Annotated in this window: 14 protein-coding genes and 1 tRNA gene; 9 read left to right on the plus strand and 6 right to left on the minus strand. The window is 64.1% G+C overall.

The window, feature by feature from the left end:
• Window positions 1-199: 199 nt before the first annotated feature.
• Complete coding sequence (locus AC1VVM_RS06715; RefSeq protein ID WP_482956178.1) at window positions 200-1999, plus strand: hypothetical protein; 1800 nt, start codon at window positions 200-202, stop codon at window positions 1997-1999.
• Window positions 2000-2020: 21 nt separating this feature from the next.
• Window positions 2021-3034 carry a KpsF/GutQ family sugar-phosphate isomerase gene (locus tag AC1VVM_RS06720; RefSeq protein ID WP_482956179.1) on the plus strand — a complete coding sequence of 338 codons (1014 nt, stop codon included), beginning with the start codon at window positions 2021-2023 and terminating at the stop codon, window positions 3032-3034.
• Between the two features lie 4 nt (window positions 3035-3038).
• Here AC1VVM_RS06720 and AC1VVM_RS06725 read toward each other — a convergent pair whose 3' ends face one another.
• On the minus strand, window positions 3039-3581 hold the full coding sequence (locus tag AC1VVM_RS06725) for an AAA family ATPase (protein ID WP_482956180.1): 543 nt from the start codon (window positions 3579-3581) through the stop codon (window positions 3039-3041).
• A gap of 135 nt (window positions 3582-3716) precedes the next feature.
• A tRNA-Cys gene (locus AC1VVM_RS06730) sits at window positions 3717-3790 on the minus strand.
• 190 nt (window positions 3791-3980) lie between these two features.
• On the opposite strand from AC1VVM_RS06730, the gene mobA reads away from it, so the two are divergent.
• The gene (mobA, locus tag AC1VVM_RS06735) at window positions 3981-4502 is read left to right on the plus strand and encodes a molybdenum cofactor guanylyltransferase (protein WP_482956181.1); all 522 of its coding nucleotides are present in this window, start codon (window positions 3981-3983) and stop codon (window positions 4500-4502) included.
• A 10-nt stretch (window positions 4503-4512) separates the two neighbouring features.
• Here the strand turns inward: mobA and AC1VVM_RS06740 are convergent, their stop codons facing one another.
• Both AC1VVM_RS06740 and AC1VVM_RS06745 read right to left on the minus strand, forming a co-directional pair.
• The gene (locus tag AC1VVM_RS06740) at window positions 4513-5235 is read right to left on the minus strand and encodes a winged helix-turn-helix domain-containing protein (protein ID WP_482903306.1); all 723 of its coding nucleotides are present in this window, start codon (window positions 5233-5235) and stop codon (window positions 4513-4515) included.
• A 165-nt stretch (window positions 5236-5400) separates the two neighbouring features.
• A complete protein-coding gene (locus AC1VVM_RS06745) occupies window positions 5401-6600 on the minus strand; it encodes an LL-diaminopimelate aminotransferase (RefSeq protein ID WP_132388792.1) in 1200 nt (399 codons plus the stop codon).
• A 216-nt stretch (window positions 6601-6816) separates the two neighbouring features.
• On the opposite strand from AC1VVM_RS06745, the gene AC1VVM_RS06750 reads away from it, so the two are divergent.
• From AC1VVM_RS06750 to clpS, 3 genes are all read left to right on the plus strand, one after another.
• A complete protein-coding gene (locus AC1VVM_RS06750) occupies window positions 6817-8712 on the plus strand; it encodes a PHA/PHB synthase family protein (protein ID WP_482956182.1) in 1896 nt (631 codons plus the stop codon).
• A 568-nt stretch (window positions 8713-9280) separates the two neighbouring features.
• Complete coding sequence (locus AC1VVM_RS06755) at window positions 9281-10477, plus strand: phasin family protein (RefSeq protein ID WP_482956183.1); 1197 nt, start codon at window positions 9281-9283, stop codon at window positions 10475-10477.
• A gap of 344 nt (window positions 10478-10821) precedes the next feature.
• Window positions 10822-11103: an ATP-dependent Clp protease adapter ClpS gene (clpS, locus tag AC1VVM_RS06760; protein ID WP_132389544.1), complete on the plus strand. Its 282-nt coding sequence runs from the start codon at window positions 10822-10824 to the stop codon at window positions 11101-11103.
• A gap of 55 nt (window positions 11104-11158) precedes the next feature.
• Here the strand turns inward: clpS and AC1VVM_RS06765 are convergent, their stop codons facing one another.
• A complete protein-coding gene (locus tag AC1VVM_RS06765; protein WP_482956184.1) occupies window positions 11159-11707 on the minus strand; it encodes a hypothetical protein in 549 nt (182 codons plus the stop codon).
• A gap of 348 nt (window positions 11708-12055) precedes the next feature.
• Here AC1VVM_RS06765 and lptF point away from each other — a divergent pair, with 348 nt between their 5' ends.
• Window positions 12056-13288: an LPS export ABC transporter permease LptF gene (gene lptF / locus AC1VVM_RS06770; protein WP_132388800.1), complete on the plus strand. Its 1233-nt coding sequence runs from the start codon at window positions 12056-12058 to the stop codon at window positions 13286-13288.
• Between the two features lie 6 nt (window positions 13289-13294).
• Window positions 13295-14392, plus strand: a complete 1098-nt coding sequence (gene lptG, locus AC1VVM_RS06775) for an LPS export ABC transporter permease LptG (RefSeq protein WP_482956185.1) — start codon at window positions 13295-13297, stop codon at window positions 14390-14392.
• Window positions 14393-14665: 273 nt separating this feature from the next.
• Here the strand turns inward: lptG and AC1VVM_RS06780 are convergent, their stop codons facing one another.
• Window positions 14666-15757, minus strand: a complete 1092-nt coding sequence (locus AC1VVM_RS06780; RefSeq protein WP_482956186.1) for a fatty acid desaturase family protein — start codon at window positions 15755-15757, stop codon at window positions 14666-14668.
• 159 nt (window positions 15758-15916) lie between these two features.
• Between AC1VVM_RS06780 and AC1VVM_RS06785 the strand changes: the two genes are divergently transcribed.
• Window positions 15917-17083 (plus strand): GNAT family N-acetyltransferase, encoded by a 1167-nt coding sequence (locus AC1VVM_RS06785; protein ID WP_132388806.1) that lies wholly within the window; start codon window positions 15917-15919, stop codon window positions 17081-17083.
• Window positions 17084-17220: the final 137 nt, after the last annotated feature.

A 17220-nucleotide genomic window follows, 5' to 3' on the forward strand; every position in this document is an offset into this window, starting at 1 on the left:
CATCCGGGGCGCGGGAAGGGATAGGGGAAGGAATTGCCGGGTCCCCTCGTCGAAACGGGCGGGAGTTATCCTATAAATACCATGATCGCGAGGCGATCCCGGATGCGATCCGAGGCCGTCCCGCCGCCCCCCACGCCGCCCCACCAGCGCTTTCGCAAGGTGGCGGAGCAGCCCACGTCATTGGAGTGAGAAAGCCGCCATGAGCATCCACAACGCCGCTGCAATCGTTGCGCGTCTCGGACCCTGCCGCATCGCGCTCGATCTTTCGGCCCATGGTCGGCTGGCGCAGGAACTGGCGCTGCTGGGCTGCGAACTCCACACCGCGCCGGATGAGCGCACTGTGGTCGGCTTCATCGAATGGCCGCGCATCGGCGGGGCCGGGACGCTGGCCGAAGCCGTCGCGCCCTATCGCGGCGTGGACACGCTCGTCCTCCAATCAGCGGGCAAGAGCCGCGACGAAGTGGAGCGCGCGCTCTTCGCCGGGGGCTGGAGCCGCCATCCCGGCGGCATGAACCACGCCGAATATGCCGCGTGGAACGGCCATGCGCTGCCGCCGCTCAGCTATTATTGCCGCGCGCCGGCCGTTTCGGGAGAGAGCCTGCTCGGCCGTGGCGGTGTGGAGGGGGATGCGGTGATCGCCCGTTACGCGCAGGCGGCCAATCACGTCCGGCTGGGTGACGCAGTACTGGTCGACGGTGCTTATGCGGCCGATGGTGCGCGTATTCTGGAGGCGCTGTCGCAGGCCGCGACGGTCCGGCAGGTCGCGGATGCACACGGTGGCAGTGCGGGTGACGAGAACGGCGTCGCCCGCGTCGATCCCACGCTGCGCACTGTTGCGGACCGGTCGCTCGACCTGGTGGTGGCGATGCAGCCCGCGATGCCGCGCGGCTGGGAAGCGCGGCTCGACGACTATATGCGCGTGCTCAAGGCCGACGGCCGGCTGGTCCTGGTGATCCGAAGCGCGCAGCAGCCCGGCGAAGCGCTGCCGGCGGATTGGCCTGCCCTGAATGCCGCGCTGTCCAGCCGTTTTCTGGTCGAGAGCCGCTACGAATTGACCCCGCTCACGCAGGATCCGATGGGCGCGCGGATGATTGCGCCGGTGCCGCTGGATCAGGCATCGAACGGCCCATGGTTCTTCGTGGTCGTCTCTGCCAATCCGCTGGCGGGTGCCGACCATGCCGCCGCGTTCCGCCATCCCGCCTTCGAGGGTGTGGAGATGAAAACGGCGACGCTCGCGGACTTCGGCAATGCCTATGACAATCCCTGGCTCTATCGCTCGATGGTGCAGATGGGCGAGCGGCTCGGTAACGAGGAAACGCTGACCCGGCTGGCCGAATATGTGATCGCCAATGCACGTCCCGGCTCGGCCGATCAGGGCGCGGCGCTGACCGTCTATGGCTACCGCGTGCTGGAAACGCGCGCGGGCAGCGCGGTTGGGGCGCTGATCGAGGCCATTCGGGGCTATGTCGCGGCCGCCGGAGCCGATGCACCGCCGCATGTGGGCCGCTGGGCGATCTCGCTCTCGTTCCTTGCCGGGCGGCTCTGTGAACTTGTCGGAGACCGCGATGAGGCGCTGAACTGGTACCGGACCGCGGCCGAGGCGAACTGGCAGGCGTTCTCCCCGATTCTCGCCACCAAGGCAGTGGGCGCCGCTTTCCACGAGGCGCGGATCCATATCGCCAACGGCCACCGCGACGAGGCACGGCGCGCGCTCCAGCAGGGGGTCGATACCGCCCTGCGCGCTGCGGCCAGCCCTCACCGCGAGCACATGGGCGATCCTGCGCGGCCGCTTCATTTCTACCTCACCGAACTGGCCGAGGTGATCGACATGGGATCGCAATGCGCCAATGCTCTAAGCAAATTCCATTTGCTCGATAGCGATCCGGGGCTGTTCTGGCGTCAGGTCGATGTGCGCCGCTTCGGTCTGGCGACGTGGAACGGCGATGTGGAGCGGGAAAACCGGCAGCTTCGCTCGGCGCTCTTGCAGAAGGGCGCGTGACGGGGCAGGGCGGAGAAAGATATGCTGAACAATACTATCGCCCACTTCCGGGTCATGAACGAGCCGGGATCCGTCGGCGATGTGGAAACCCTCTGGTTCCGTAACGTGCTGGCGGCCGAACGCGATGCGCTCGGTCACTATCTGACGGCCGATCACAGCGCCATTCCTGCCATAGTCGCGCTGATCGCCGCGCAGGAGAGGCCGATCGTGTGCCTTGGCATCGGCAAGTCCGGCCTGGTGGCGGCGAAAGTGGCGGCGACGTTCTCCAGCCTGGGCACTTCCGCCTTCTTCCTCAATGCGGCGGAGGCGGCCCATGGTGATCTGGGCGCGGTGCAGACCGAGAATGTCGTGCTGCTGTTCTCCAACAGCGGCTCGACCGAGGAGATCATGCGCATCCTGCCGATCCTCAAGGCACGCGGATGCCGGTTGATCGGCATTATCGGCCGCGCGGAATCGCCGCTGGCGCACGTGGTCGAACATCTGATCCCGATGGATGTGCAGGGCGAGGCCGATCATATCGGCATGGCGCCCACGTCCAGCACCACGTTGCAGATGGCGATCGGCGACGCGCTCGCCGTCGCGGTCAGCCGCGCGCGCGGCTTCACGCGGGAGGATTTCCTGCGCCATCACCCGGCCGGCCTGCTCGGCCGCCACATGATCCCGATCCGCCACGTGATGCGCAAGGGTGCAGACCTGCCCATTGTCAGCCCGGATGCGAGTGTGGCGGACATGATAACGGTGATCTCCGCCGGATGCATGGGGGCAGCCTGCGTGGTCGATCCGGCTGGCAAGCTGCTCGGCATCGTCGTCGACGGCGATGTACGCCGCGTGATCGAATCGCGCCGCGACATCTACGCCACGCGCACTGGCGAGATCATGCAGACCGAACCGGTCGTGGCCGAAGCAGGCGCGGTGATCGCCGATGTGCTGCTGCTGCTTCAGGAAGCGGGGCGGCCGCTGTCGGTGGTGCCCGTCGTGGACCAAGAAGGGCGGCTCGCCGGCATGATCCAGAGCTACGACCTGCTGCGCCCCTGACAGGTCATTCGGCCGGGCTGTTGTCCAGTCGATCCAGCAGGAAATCGGCCCGCTCTTCGACCGGGGCCTTGGGCAGGATGACGACTTCGTATCCGAGGCGGGGGTAGGCCTCCAGTAGCCGGTTGTACTCGGCTACTGCAGCGTCGATGCCGTGCCGACGCTCGTCATCCTGCCGGTAGATTTCCGGCCAGGGCGGCGTGAAGAAGACCTGCCGGTGATAACGATGCTCGCCGCCGAGCCGATTGATCAGCGGCGTACCCCGAGCATGTTCGAGGGCAACGGCGGCGTCGATCAGCCCGCGATCGAAGAAAACCCGGCCCGGATGATGCGCAGCGTCCTGGCGATCCTGCAAGGAGAGGGCATTCGCGCGTTCGGCAAAGGCGGCCGGGTCCACCCATGGCAGCATCAATCCATCGCCTTCGCGCGCTTCGGCGACGATGCGGCGGCCGGGTTCTTCGACAATCGCATGCCCGCGCCGCGCCAGTTCGGAGAGCAGCGTTGACTTGCCGCCTCCGGAGCAGCCGGAAATCACGATGAATCTGTTCATGGGAGATACCTCCGGGCCGAAAGCGGCGGAATCGGTATCGAGGGGCTATGGGGGGAATGGTGTCCACAGTACCGCGTAAAGCGCCTGAAAACAGGCTTTTACGAGTTGCTCTCAGTCCATGCCGAGAGAAAGAGATGGAGGCCCGAGCCGGAATCGAACCGGCGTGCAAGGATTTGCAGTCCTCTGCGTCACCACTCCGCCATCGGGCCATCCGTGTGGAGAGAGGCGCCCCTAACAACGGATTCGGTCGGACGCAACCGGGATTCACACCTCCGGCGAATTTCATCGACAGGTTCGCGTGGGCGTGGGAACCTAGCCAACGCTGGGTGCTTTCGCGATAGGGGGGTCGCCCGCTGGGATTTCCTGTCTTCATACCCCGTCTTACCAAGGAGCCTGGCCATGATTCTCGGAGCGGTTCTAGCCGGAGGGCAGTCGTCCCGGTTCGGCAGCGACAAGGCGCTGGCCATGCTGGACGGGCACAGTCTGCTGGCACTGGCCGTCGATACGCTTTCGGGCTGGTGCGAATATGTCGTGGTGACAGGGCGGGAGACGGCTCCGGCGCCGACGCTGCCCGACTGGCCTGCCGCGGGCATGGGGCCGCTGGGCGGGCTGGCCGCCGCGATGCGCCATGCGCAGGATGAGGGCTATACGGAAGTGCTGACGTGCGGGGTGGATTCGGGGCCCTTGCCCGACGATCTGCCGGAACGGCTTGGCCGCGCTCCAGCCTACCTGGCCGCGCAGCCGGTGATCGGCATCTGGCCGGTTTCGGCCACGGCGACGCTGGAGGCCCTGCTGCACAGCGACGAGCCGCATGCGATGCGGCGTTTTGCCGAACGCATCGGCGCGATGGCCATCGAACTGCCGATGGCCATCGCCAATATCAACACGCCGGAGGATCTTGCCGCGCTGAAGAAACGGTAATGTGCGGCCTTTAGTGCGAGAGCGTTTCGGCGCTTGCGTGGAGGGGGCGATCAATGGCCGGAACGTCGACCGAAGGCGTCAGCAGGCGGTAGCCGCCATTGGCCGATGTCTCGATCACGCCCGCAAGTCCGACGAAAGCCAGCTTGCGCCGCAGGCGTGACATGTGGACGGCCACGCTGTTGGTCTCGGGAACGAAGCCCATGCGCCAGACGTCGTAGATCAATGTCTCTTTGCTAACGGTGTCATTGAGCGAATCAGCAAGGCGCCAGATCAGGGCGAACTCACGCGGGTTGAGGTTCAGCGGTTCGCCGTCTCCGAATGCCTCCCGCGCGAGCAGGTCGAGCGTGAGGCGGCCGATGCGGCGCCGACGCGGCAGGCACTGCGCGAATTGGGAGAGGCGGCTGGCGCGGGCGTCCAACTCGTTCAGTTCGATCGCCTCCGACAGCACATCGCCGAAGCCGACATGAAGCAGCGAGGCGCGTTCGCAGGCCTCGCTCACGCCCGTTACCAGCACCGTGCGGCGCTGGTCCTGTGGCAATGCGTTGAGCAAGGTCAACCATTGCCCGGAATCGAGATGGAGTGCGTCGATCATGCCGATGCAATCGGCCGACGGCAGTTGTTCCGGCTCAAGGATCCAGCCGCACCGGCGCAGATCCAGCTCAGCCGGTATTGTTTGCTGTGCCAGCCAACGAAAACGTGGCGCATGGCAGTCGCTCTTGCCCAGATAGGTCATTCCCCCCCCTATTCCGCAAGGTCGATGGTGGTTCCGAAGCCCGCACCCTGAGCGGATGAAGGCCTCGGAACAATACCTATAATTTTACAGTACGAGTATATTGTAGGCTGAAATTCCCCAGTTTTACGTGCTTCAGCCTTTAGGTCGGTATAATTTTGTCCGACATCACCCCGCCGGTGTGTTGACGCCCATCGACGCAAGGTATCGTTTGATGTTGCGCGCCGCCTGACGCAGCCGCTGCTCGTTTTCGACCATGGCGATGCGCACGAAACCTTCGCCATCCTCGCCATAGCCGACGCCCGGTGCGACCGCGACTTCGGCATGGGTGAGCAATTGTTTCGAGAATTCGAGACTGCCCATGTCCTTCAGTGCCGGCGGCAGCGGGGCCCAGGCGAACATCGATGCCTTGGGGCTGGGGATGTCCCAACCGGCGCGGCCGAACGCTTCGACCATCACGTCGCGGCGCTTCTGGTAGAGGTTGCGGTTCTTCTCGACGATGTCCTGCGGGCCGTTCAGTGCGGCGCAGGCAGCGGCCTGAATGGGCGTGAAGGCACCGTAGTCGAGATAGGACTTCACGCGCTTCAGCGCGGCGATCAGCTTCGGGTTGCCCACCGCGAAGCCGACGCGCCAGCCGGCCATGGAGAACGTCTTCGACATCGAGGTGAATTCCACCGCCACGTCCTTGGCACCCGGCACTTCGAGGATCGAGCGCGTCGGGTTGCCGTCGAAATAGAGTTCCGAATAGGCAAGGTCGGACAGGATCCAGACCTTGTTCTCCTTCGCCCAGGCGACGAGACGTTCGTAGAATGCGAGATCCACCGTCTCGGCCGTGGGGTTCGAGGGGTAGTTGACGATCAGGATCGACGGGCGCGGCACCGTGAAGGCCATCGCGCGGTTCAGCGATTCCCAATAGCGCTCGTCCGGCGTGGTCGGCACCGAGCGGATCGTGGCGCCGGCGATGATGAAGCCGAACGTATGGATCGGGTAGCTGGGGTTGGGCGCCAGCACCACGTCGCCCGGCGCGGTGATCGCGGTGGCGAGGCTGGCGAGGCCTTCCTTAGACCCCATCGTCATCACCACTTCGGTCTCGGGATCGAGATCGACGTTGAAGCGGCGGCCGTAGTAGTTCGCCTGGGCCTTGCGGATGCCGGGAATGCCCGAGGAGGCCGAATAGCCGTGCGCGTCTTCCTTGCGGGCCACTTCGCACAGCTTGTCGATCACGTGGGCGGGCGGCGGCAGGTCCGGGTTGCCCATGCCGAGGTCGATGATGTCCTTACCCGCCTGGCGGGCCGCATGACGCATCGCGTTGACTTCGGCGATAACGTAGGGCGGCAGTCGCTTGATGCGGTAGAACTCGTCTTCCATGACCTCTGAGAATCCATGATGCTTGCGGCGGAAAGTGCCGCGCCGGTCCCTGTAGGGGAATAAAGGCGCAGCGCAAATGGGGCTTGCGCAATCGTGTGTTGGGAAATCGCGGTAACGCGCAAGTTTTGTCTGGTTGGCGAGCGGCGGCCCAATCGATAGGAATGGCGGGCGAGGGATTCGCTCTGGATCCCGCCCCGCACTGGAGTTCGACCGCACATGGCGACCGACGCCAACGATCTTGCCCCCGATCTGGCCGCCAACTTCATGGCCAATCTCCTGCGCGACCACGCTAGCCAGGTTACCGGCCTGTTCGGCGGGCTCGTGCCCAAGGAAGGCACGCCCGAAGCCGAAAACGCGGTGCACTGGGCGGAGATCGCCAGCCGCATGCATTCGATCTGGACGGACTTTCAGGTCGAACAGCTCGGCAAGGCGAAGGAGGGCAAGGCGCACTGGTCCGATCCGGCCAAGTGGGTCGCCACGGCGGAATCGGTGGTGCGTCAGTTGCCGCTGTCCGATCCGGCGATCCAGCAGCGTCTCTGGAACGATGCGGCGGAACTAATCAATGCGGTGTTGGGCCAATACGGCCTTGGCCCGCAGGCCGAAGCACAAGAGGCGCGCGGCGCCGACGGTCCGGACCTGCCGCGATCGGACCGCCGCTTTGCCGATCCGGAATGGCGCCGCCAGCCGTTTTTCGCGGTGATTCACCAACTCTACCTGATGCTGACCGAGCAGTTCGTCGGCATGGCCGAGAAGGCCGAAGGTCTGGAGCCCGCGCGCAAGATGCAGCTGGTATTCGCGGCACAGACGATTGCCGATGCGCTGAGCCCGGCGAACTTCCCGCTGACCAATCCGGTCGCGCTGGAGGCCGCCCGCAACTCGCAGGGCGAAAGCCTGATCCGCGGTTTCGAGAACATGCTCGACGACATGCGCAAGGGCCAGCTTACCCATACGCGCCCCGGCGCCTTCGTGCTGGGCGAGAACATTGCGGTGACGCCGGGCAAGGTCGTGTTCGAGACCCCGCTCTACCAGCTCATCCAGTACACGCCGACCACCGACAAGGTGCTCAAGACCCCGCTGCTGATCTTCCCGCCGTGGATCAACCGGTTCTACATCCTCGACCTCAACGCCAAGAAAAGCTTCGTGCGCTGGGCGGTGGAGCAGGGCGTGACGGTGTTCATGGTCTCGTGGAAGTCTGCCGATGCGTCGATGGCGGATCTGGTGTGGGACGATTACATCGCCGCGCAGATCGAGGCGATCGATCATGTGCGCGCGCGGCTGGGCGTGCCCGCTGTGCACACCATCGGCTACTGCGTGGCGGGGACCACGCTGGCGGCGACGCTGGCCGTGCTGGCGCGCAAGGGCGAGGCTGACAAGGTCGCCAGCGCCACGTTCTTCACCGCCCAAGTCGATTTCGAGGATGCGGGCGATCTTCGCAACTTCATCGACGACCAGCAGATCGAGACGATCGGCAAGCTCTCGCCCGAAGGCTATCTCGACGGGCGCTATCTTGCCGCCACGTTCAATATCCTGCGCGGCAACGACCTGATCTGGAGCACGGTCGAGAAGAACTACCTGATGGGCGAGCAGTATCCCGCCTTCGACCTGCTCCACTGGAATGCCGACGTGACCAATCTGCCGGCAGGCTGGCACCGCAGCTATCTGCGCGATCTCTATCGCGACAACCGGATGGTTGTGGCGGATTCGCTGCAGGCCTGCGGCGTGCCGATCGACCTCCACCGCATCGCGACGCCCACGTACATTCAGGCGGGCCGCGAGGATCACATTGCGCCGCCGGAGAGCGTCTGGAAGCTGACGCATTACCTTTCCGGTCCCTCGACCTTCGTGCTGGCTGGTTCCGGCCACATCGCCGGCGTCGTCAATCCGCCCTCGGCCAACAAGTATCAGTACTGGACCAACGATGCCGGTGCGGACACGCTTGAGGCCTTCGTCGATGGTGCCGAGGTCCATCCGGGAAGCTGGTGGCCGCACTGGGCCGAGTGGCTGCGCGCGCTCGACCCGGCGGAAGTGCCCGCACGCGGAAAGCGCCGGCCGGGAGGGCGCGGCGATCAGGCGATAGAGGACGCGCCGGGCCGCTACGTCACGATGCGCTGAGAGGCTGCCCGGAAAATGCCCGTCCGAGCAGTTCGGCACGGCACCGGCCGGATTTCCAGACAGACACCGAGCGCTTTCCAACGTTTCGCCTTGCATCTCAAACGGTATGCCGACTTGGTTTGCCGTGTATCGGCTCCCGATCGGCCCGTGTCGGCCGGTCGATTGGGGTTCTGAAGCGGCGCGGCAGGCGCCGATGAAGCATCGGCGCGCTTGCTCCATTTCGGGTGCAATCGCGTTTTGCATGAGCGTTTCAGTGGCTTAGAACCGGCGCCAACGGACTGCGGCCGGCCAGATTTGGGGCTGCAGGCAGGCGCGCGAACTCACCTTAAATCGGAGATTAGTTGCACTGCAGCATTTATGCTGCAGTGCAACATAAGGCGATTGACACCGCCTTCGCGAACGCATATTGTGCAACGCAACAAACGAATTAACGAATCGCAGGGACTTCCAAGTTTGCAGTCACGCCGGGCTGGCAGGGCATGCGGATCGATATAACGGTCACGTGGCGCCCATGGCTCGGACATCGTCTATCAGTACGATTTCTCGCCAGGAACGCAGGAACAGTCAGATGGCCGGCAACGAAGACAAGGACGACGCGTTGGCTGAAAAGGCCTATGCGGCTGCGGCTGAAAAGGCCCCGACCGCTCTAAAGGCCGAGGTCGATAAGGGTGCGGTTGCGAAAGACCTCTCGGCCAAGAATGTAACGAAAATCGGCAGTGGCAAGGCCGCGCCTGCGAAGGCTGCTTCCGAAGCCAAGCCGGTAACTGCCCCGATGCCCGAAGCGAAAGCGGCATCTGCGCCTGTCACTACGCCGCTGGCGCCCGCCGAAGCCAAAACGGCTCCGGTGGAGAGCGCCAAGCCGGCACCGGTTTCGCCTGCGGTTCCCGAACCCGTCGTGGCAGCGCCGATCAAGGCTGTACCGACCCCGGTGGCTCCCGTCGCGGCCAAGGCTGCTCCCGTGAAGTCACCTGCTGTCAAGGCGCCGGTGAAGCCGAAAGTCGCGGCCAAGCCCAAGGGCTCCGTAAAGCCCAAGGCCGCGCCGAAGACCCCGGCCAAGGCTGCAGCAGCCAAGCTTGCCTCGGCCAAGCCCGCAGCCGTTGCCGCGAAAAAGGCGACTCCGCAGCTGACGGCTAGCAAGGTCAAGATCATTACCAAACCGGCAGTCGCTGCGCGCGCGCCTGTCGTTCCCAAACCGGCCCCGGTGGCCGGCAAGCCGGACCAGCCAAAGGCCACGCCCGGCAGCGCGACCAAGACAGGCCCCGGAACAACAGGGGCCGCCAAGACTAGCTTCGCAGGACTGATCTCCAACTTCATGCTCGAGGATACCACGATGGACATGAGCGCTAATATCAATGCTTTCCAGGATGCCGTTACCGAGGCCCAGGGCAAGGCCAAGGCTGCTTTCGAAAAGAGCTCCAGCCTGATGGGCGAGCTGGGTGACTTCACCAAGGGCAACCTCGAGGCCGTGGTGGAATCGGGCAAGATCCTCGCCGAGGGCCTTCAGGGCATCAGCTCGGAACTGGTTGCCGAAGGCCGCACCTCGTTCGCGACCTTCTCGGGCGACATCAAGGAACTCGCGGCCGTCAAGTCGCCGACCGACTTCTTCAAGCTTCAGGGCGACATCCTGCGCAAGAACTTCGACACCGCCGTCGCTTACGGCTCGAAGAACAGCGAAACGATGCTCAAGCTGGTGAGCGATGCGATCGCCCCGATCTCGGGCCGCGTCAGCGTGGCCATGGAAAAGGCCCGCCACGTATCGGTCTGATCTTCGGCCGACCTGATTTCGGGTTCACCCTGAATCAGGCGGGCTGAACCGTCCCCGGGCAGTCCTGTCGACGTCGATCCAGCGACCGGATGGAGCGATCCATCCGGTCGTAGTTCGCCCAAAGGCGACAATGTTCGACGCAGACCTTGTTTCCCGGGGGGGCGATACGATATTCTGTTCCCATGAATTCCCCCACGTCCGATTCCTGCCCGAGCCTTCCTGCGTCCCTGTGCGCCGTTTTGGCGCATGCTGACGTTCCAGGCACGCTTGCGGCCACTGCCGGCCTCACGGTCGGCGGCCCCGATTCGGAAGGGGGCGATACCGATGGCAGCGAGCAGGTCGGCATTGCCACCAAGACCCGCGCCAAGCCCAAGAAGCCCAGCCAGTTCAAGGTGCTGATGCTCAATGACGACTACACCCCGATGGAATTCGTGGTGATGGTCCTCAAGCGCTTCTTCCATATGGATCTTGAGCAGGCGACGCGCGTCATGCTCCATGTCCACCAGAAGGGCGTGGGGGTCTGCGGCATCTTTCCTTACGAGATCGCCGAAACCAAGGTGAACCAGGTCATGGACTTCGCCCGGCAGAATCAGCACCCGCTTCAGTGCACGCTCGAAAAGGCCTGATCGGGCTTTTTTGAGAGGTGACGCGGTTGCGCCACCTCCCTTGAGATGACCTGGATCAGGTGTCGGTTTCGGACACCGACTCGGGCGCACCGGCATTGGCGGCACAATCGTCGACCGCACCGGCATCCGCGGGGCAATCCTCGATGCAGATCCCGGCGAAATGGCTGGCCAGCGCGCGGAACAGTGCCGCGATGATGGCGGCACAGCGCGACCGTCCCGTGCTCTGCGAGTCTGTCGCTCCTTCGACCCTCACCATTCGGGCAAGTTCCACCGTCGGCGCCAGTGTCTCGACGGAAAGCTCCGCGTCATGGGGTGTCAGCAGCCTCGCCGCCGCCTCTTCCTCGCCCTTGCGCACGTGGGCGGCGGCCTCGTTGGCAAGAAGGTTCCAGCGATCCTCGTCAAGCGTCCTGCCGGCCCGTCCGAAGATCACCAGCGCTTCGAGCACGACGATCCCGGCCTGGGATTTCTCGGCCATTTCGGCACGCAGGGCGAAGCGTTCAAGGTCTCGTACGAAATCGGCACCGGTCGATCCCAGGACCTCGCGCTCGGCAAGGAAGAGTGCTTCGGTATCGAAAAATTCTGTCGGCGGCAGTTCTGGCGGCATCGGGGGGGAGCCTGTTTTCAGGAAATTGCAGTGGGCCGCCCGCCGTTTGCAGGAGGCCAATTCGCCGCCGCTCTTCGGAGCTTGGGGCGCACGCGCAATCGTGAAACGGCACCGTTTAACAGTTAAATCGTTGGATAACAGATAGTTAATCGATGATGGGCAGCTTTGGGGTCGCTACCGCTCTGCCGGCTTCATTCTGCCGCAGATCCGTGGCCTTCCGCCGCTTTGCGACCCCGCAGAGGCGTGTTGTGCACGCAGCGGTGGACAATTCGCTTTGCCCACCTGCGGCAAGCGTTTAAGGGCCTCAAGTGCACGGTTTTGTGACGACATTCCGGTGAACCTACCAGCGTGAAATTCCTCAACGCCATCGACCGATATATCTTCCGCTTGGTGTTGATGCCCATGATCGGCATCTTCCTTCTCGCGGCGTCTCTGCTTGTCATGGACAAGATGCTGAGATTGTTCGACTTTGTCGCGACGGAGGGCGGCCCGATCGGGGTCGTCTTCAAGATGCTGATCAACCTGCTTCCCGAATATGCAAGCCTGGCGATTCCGCTCGGGCTGATGCTCGGCATCCTGCTGGCGTTCCGCAAGCTGGCGACATCCAGCGAACTGGACGTCATGCGCGCTGTCGGGCTGAGCTATACGCGTCTGCTGCGGGTGCCCTACATCCTTGCGATCCTGCTGGCCGGGGCGAACTTCGCGATTGTCGGCTATCTCCAGCCGCTCGCGCGCTACGCCTACGAAGAGCTGAATTACGAGCTGAAGTCGGGCGCGCTCGGTGCCTCGATCAAGGTGGGCGAGTTCACGTCGCTCAAGGACCGCATCGCCCTTCGCATCGACGAGAGTCAGGATGACGGCCGCCGACTGATCGGCATCTTTGCGCGCGTTGCCGACAGGAACGGGCAAGTCATGTCGATCTCCGCGCGCGAGGGCCAGTTCCTTGCGCTGAAGGGCCAGCCGGACACCATCATCCTGCGGCTCAACAATGGCCAGATCATTCAGGACATGCCGGGCAGGGACCCCCGCGTGCTGAGCTTTACGCGGCATGACCTGCCGATCGAGCTTCCGCAGGTGGAGCGTTTCCGTCAGCGCGGCGGGCAGGACCGCGAGTACCTGCTGCCCGAACTGATGCGACTCGGCTGGAACAAGAGCCTTCCGCGCGAGGAACGGATTTCCAGTCAGGCCAATTTCAATTTCCGCATGGTGGAAGTCATCATGATGCTGCTGCTGCCCTTGCTGGCAGTGGCTCTGGCGATCCCGCCCAAACGCTCGACTTCTGCGCTCGGCCTGTTCGTTTCGATCGTGATGGTGGTCGCCTATCACAAGGTGAACCAGTACGCGGCCGATGTGGCCTCGCTGGGCCGGATCAATCCGATCCTTGGCCTTTGGGGGCCGTTCGCGCTGTTCGGTGCGCTGATCGTGTGGATGTACTGGCGCGTTGCCTATGTTCCCGGCGGACAGGCGATCGGCTGGCTTGAAAAGGGCTCGGACGTCGTCATCAAATGGTTCAAGTCGCTGCTCAAACGGCGGCGGCATGGGCCGATCCTGCCTGAACCCGCCCCCGAAAGCGGGGCCTGATCCCGGATGCAGATGGAATTCTTCCCTTCGCGCTCGCTGACCTGGTATCTCGCGCGCCTGTTTGTCACCCGCATCTTCGCGGTCTTGCTGATGCTGGTGCTGGTGCTCCAGGTGCTCGACCTGCTGGGTGAGAGCGGCGATATCCTTGCCTATCACGGCAATGGTCAGGCGCAGTTGCTCTACTACGTCACTTTGCGCGTTCCGCAGCTGATCGCGCGGTTCCTGCCCTATTCGGTGCTACTGGCGACGATCATCACGCTGGCCACGCTGAACCAGAACAGCGAAGTCATCTCGATGAAGGCGGCGGGCCTTTCCGCGCATCAGGTGCTGGCGCCGCTGTTCCTGTCCGCGCTGGTGATCTCGGCCGGAAGCCTTGCCTTCAACGAGCGCGTGGTCACGCGCGCGACGGCGATGCTCAATGCCTGGCAGGCCGTGAAGTACGGGCCGATCCCCAAGAGTTCCAACGCCAAGGCCAACCTCTATATGTCCGATGGGCGCGATCTGCTGATCGCGGGGAATATCGACGGCGATGGCAACGCGATGGTGCTGCACGATGTGACTTTCTACCATCGTGACGACACCGCCATCGTCACCGAAAAGCTTCGCGCCGATCGCGCGACATTTGCCAATCCGGGCTGGCGTTTCGAAAATCCGGTCCGCTTTGACGTGGCCACGATCACGACGTCGCGGTCCGCCGCGGTGACCGTGGCGCCGGGGATTACGCCCGCCAAGATCATGCTCGCGAACGTGGATGCGGATTCGCAAAACATCTTTCAGCTGACGCGCTCTATCGAGGCGCTGAAGGCGGCCGGTCGCCGCACCAGCGAGCTTGAGGCGGCGTGGTGGCACAAGCTGTCGGGGCCGTTCTCCTCGGTGCTGATGCCGCTGCTGGGCGCGGTGACCGCGTTCGGTCTTGCCCGCTCGGGCCAGCTGCTGATTCGCGCTGTGATCGGTATGGCGCTGGGCTTTGCCTACTTCGTGCTCGACAATGCGGCGCTGGCGATGGGTAACTTCGGTGGGTATCCGCCATTGATCGCGGCATGGGCGCCGTTCGTGCTGTTTGCGCTGATTGGCGAGACGGTGCTGATACGGACCGAAGAGTAGAAGGTTAAAGCAGGGGAGCATGGCCCCCCTGCACTCCCATTACCGTCTTCGTCGCGCGTGCCTAAGGCGACGTGCGCCCCTTGCGGCCGCAGGCCATTAATGTCTCCCGGCTCGAAGTGGGCGCAGAACGGATAGAGCAGGCCGCAACGCAGACATTTCGCGGGTCTGGGGGATCTCCTGAGCTTGTCGAAGGGCCCCAGAATCTCCTCTTCCTTCCCCAAACAAAAAAGGCCCCGCAATCCGCGAGGCCTTTTTCATATCCAACACCGTCAATCAGCGCGCCTGCATCGTGCTCTTCGCGAGGCGTTCCAGTAGCGGCATCAGGCCGGGGTAGTTCGCCTTCGAATAGGTCGATCCTGAGCCGAACTGCGCGGCAAGGCGGCGGTGCGCCTCGGCCAGCGAGTGGTAGGGCATCGAGGGCAGCAGGTGGTGCAGCGCGTGATAGCGCAGCCCCACCGGCGCCCACAGCTCGGAGAACTTCGCGGGCGGCGGCACGTTGACCGAATCTAGGTACTGCGCGGTCACGGTCATGGCATCGCCGTCGTTCTCCCACAGGTGCGCGACCAGCGTGCGGACCTGATTGAGGAAGGCGGTCACCGACACGACACAGAGCGCGATGATCAGCGGCCGCCAGCCATAGGCGTAGCTGGCGGCCAGCACGGCGATTGCCCAGACCGAACAGCCCAGTTCCTGCCAGAACACCATGCGCGCGAACGGGCCCTCGGCCGGGCGGCGGCCGAACTGCGGGTTGATCGCGAGGGCAGAGGCCCGTTCCCAGACCAGCTTGCGTACTGGCGGAACGATCGCGCCCAGCGGCACCAGCACGGCCGAGCGGATCAGCAGCGCCACGGGCAGCAGGATCGCGGTGAGCGCAAACACCGGCAGGCTCCACGGCTTCATCAGCGCCAGCGGCAGGTATTCCGGGTCTTCCACGGTGCCGTAGCGGGTGCGGGTGTGATGGATCGTGTGCACGCCCTCGTACATCAGCGAGGGGATCAGCATCGGGATGCCCACCAGCAGATTCCACGCAAAGCGGAAGCCGGGCAGTGCATCGCGGTGGATATGCGTCAGCTCATGAATGAACAGCAGCGCGCGGTAGAGCGCGAGCGCCGAGAGCACGCCGCAGGCCAGCGCGACCCAGGGATTGCTCGCCAGAATCGTGGCGGCCAGCGCGGCGTAGCCTACCAGGGCAGAGCCCAGCATGTCGGGCCAGTAGATCGCCGGGCGCGCGGTGGCGATATCGCGGGTCAATTCCACGGCGGCGCGCAGCATCTCCTTGTCGTCGGGGATCTGCGAAGAGCGCACGTGTCCGGCCGCTTCGCGCGGGGCGCTGGGGGACAGGTCGATGGCTTCCTGGGCGGTCATACGATCAAAATTCCAAAGTCATCGGGCAAAAAGCCGGCCCGGTACGGGTTTTGCGAGCGGCGGGCCCCGGATTTCACCTTGCATCTGCTTGACAAGGTGCAGGCACCGGCCGCAGGTCGCGATCCTGAAAGTCCCATAACGCGGAACAAAGGCAGGATCGTGGCCAAAGCCGAACTAGTCATCACACCCGTTTCCAGCAAGGCCGACAGGAACGCCTTTGTCGATTACGCTTATCGGCACAATGCGTCAGATCAAAACTGGGTGCCCAACCTGCGCTCGGAGGAAGTGTCCAAGTTCACCCCCGGCAAGAACCCGTTCTGGGATCACGCGCGGGGCCAGCTGTTCCTGGCAAAGCGCGGGAATGAGGTTGTCGGGCGCATATCGGCGCATATCGATGAACTGGCGGTGAAACAGCCGCTGGAGCAGGGCATGGGCCCGGGCACCGGCAACTGGGGCGCGATCGAGGCCGAGGACGAAGATGTCGCCAAGGCCCTGATCGCCACCGCCGAGGACTGGCTGCGGGCGGAAGGCATGACCCGCGTTCTGGCGCCGATGAATCTCTCGGTCTGGGAAGAGCCCGGCCTTCAGGTGCGCGGGTTCGACCATGCGCCGATGGTGATGATGGCGCACCACGATTCGGCTTACCAGCCGTGGATCGAAGGCAGCGGTTATACGCCCGCCAAGACGCTCTATACTTACGATCTGGACGTGACCCAGCAGTTCCCGCCGCTGGTCCAGCGCATCGTCTCCTCGGGCGAGAAGAACGCCAAGATCCGCATCCGCGAAGTCGATCCTAAGCGTTTCAACGAGGAAGCGGCGCTGATCTGCGACATCCTCAACGATGCCTGGTCGGACAACTGGGGCTTCGTTCCCTTCACCGAGAAGGAAATCGAGTACACCGGCAAGGCGCTGAAGCCGCTGGTTCACCCCGAACTGATCCGCATTGCGGAATACGAGGGCGAGCCCGTGGCCTTCATGATGACCTGGCCCGATCTCAATCAGGCGCAGAAGCGGTTCAACGGTCCCAAGGGCAAGCCGGGCTTGTTCGGCCTGATCAAGCTGCTGCTGTGGCTGCGCAAGCCCAATCCGGCCGACATGCGCGTGCCGCTGATGGGCGTGCGCAAGAAGCTGCAATCCTCGCGTCTGGCCAGCCAGCTGGCTTTCATGATGATCGAGTACATCCGCCGTTCGGCCACGGCCAAGTTCGGTGCGAAGCGCGGTGAGATCGGCTGGATCCTTGAGGACAATCAGGGAATGGTCGCGATTGCCGATGCCATCAACAGCAAGGTCAACCGCGAATACGTGATCTACGAAAAGGCGCTTTGAGGGCGGGTATCGCGTCCTTTCCTTGTCATGGTTCATGTCGCCCCCGCGAAAGCGGGGGCTTCGTTTTTTCGGGGTTCGCGCGGAGGCGCGAAGATGTTGCGTTTCGGCCGACCTTTCCCTGCCGTCCTTGCGCAGCG

Source organism: Novosphingobium sp. BL-S-33, assembly GCF_056857025.1.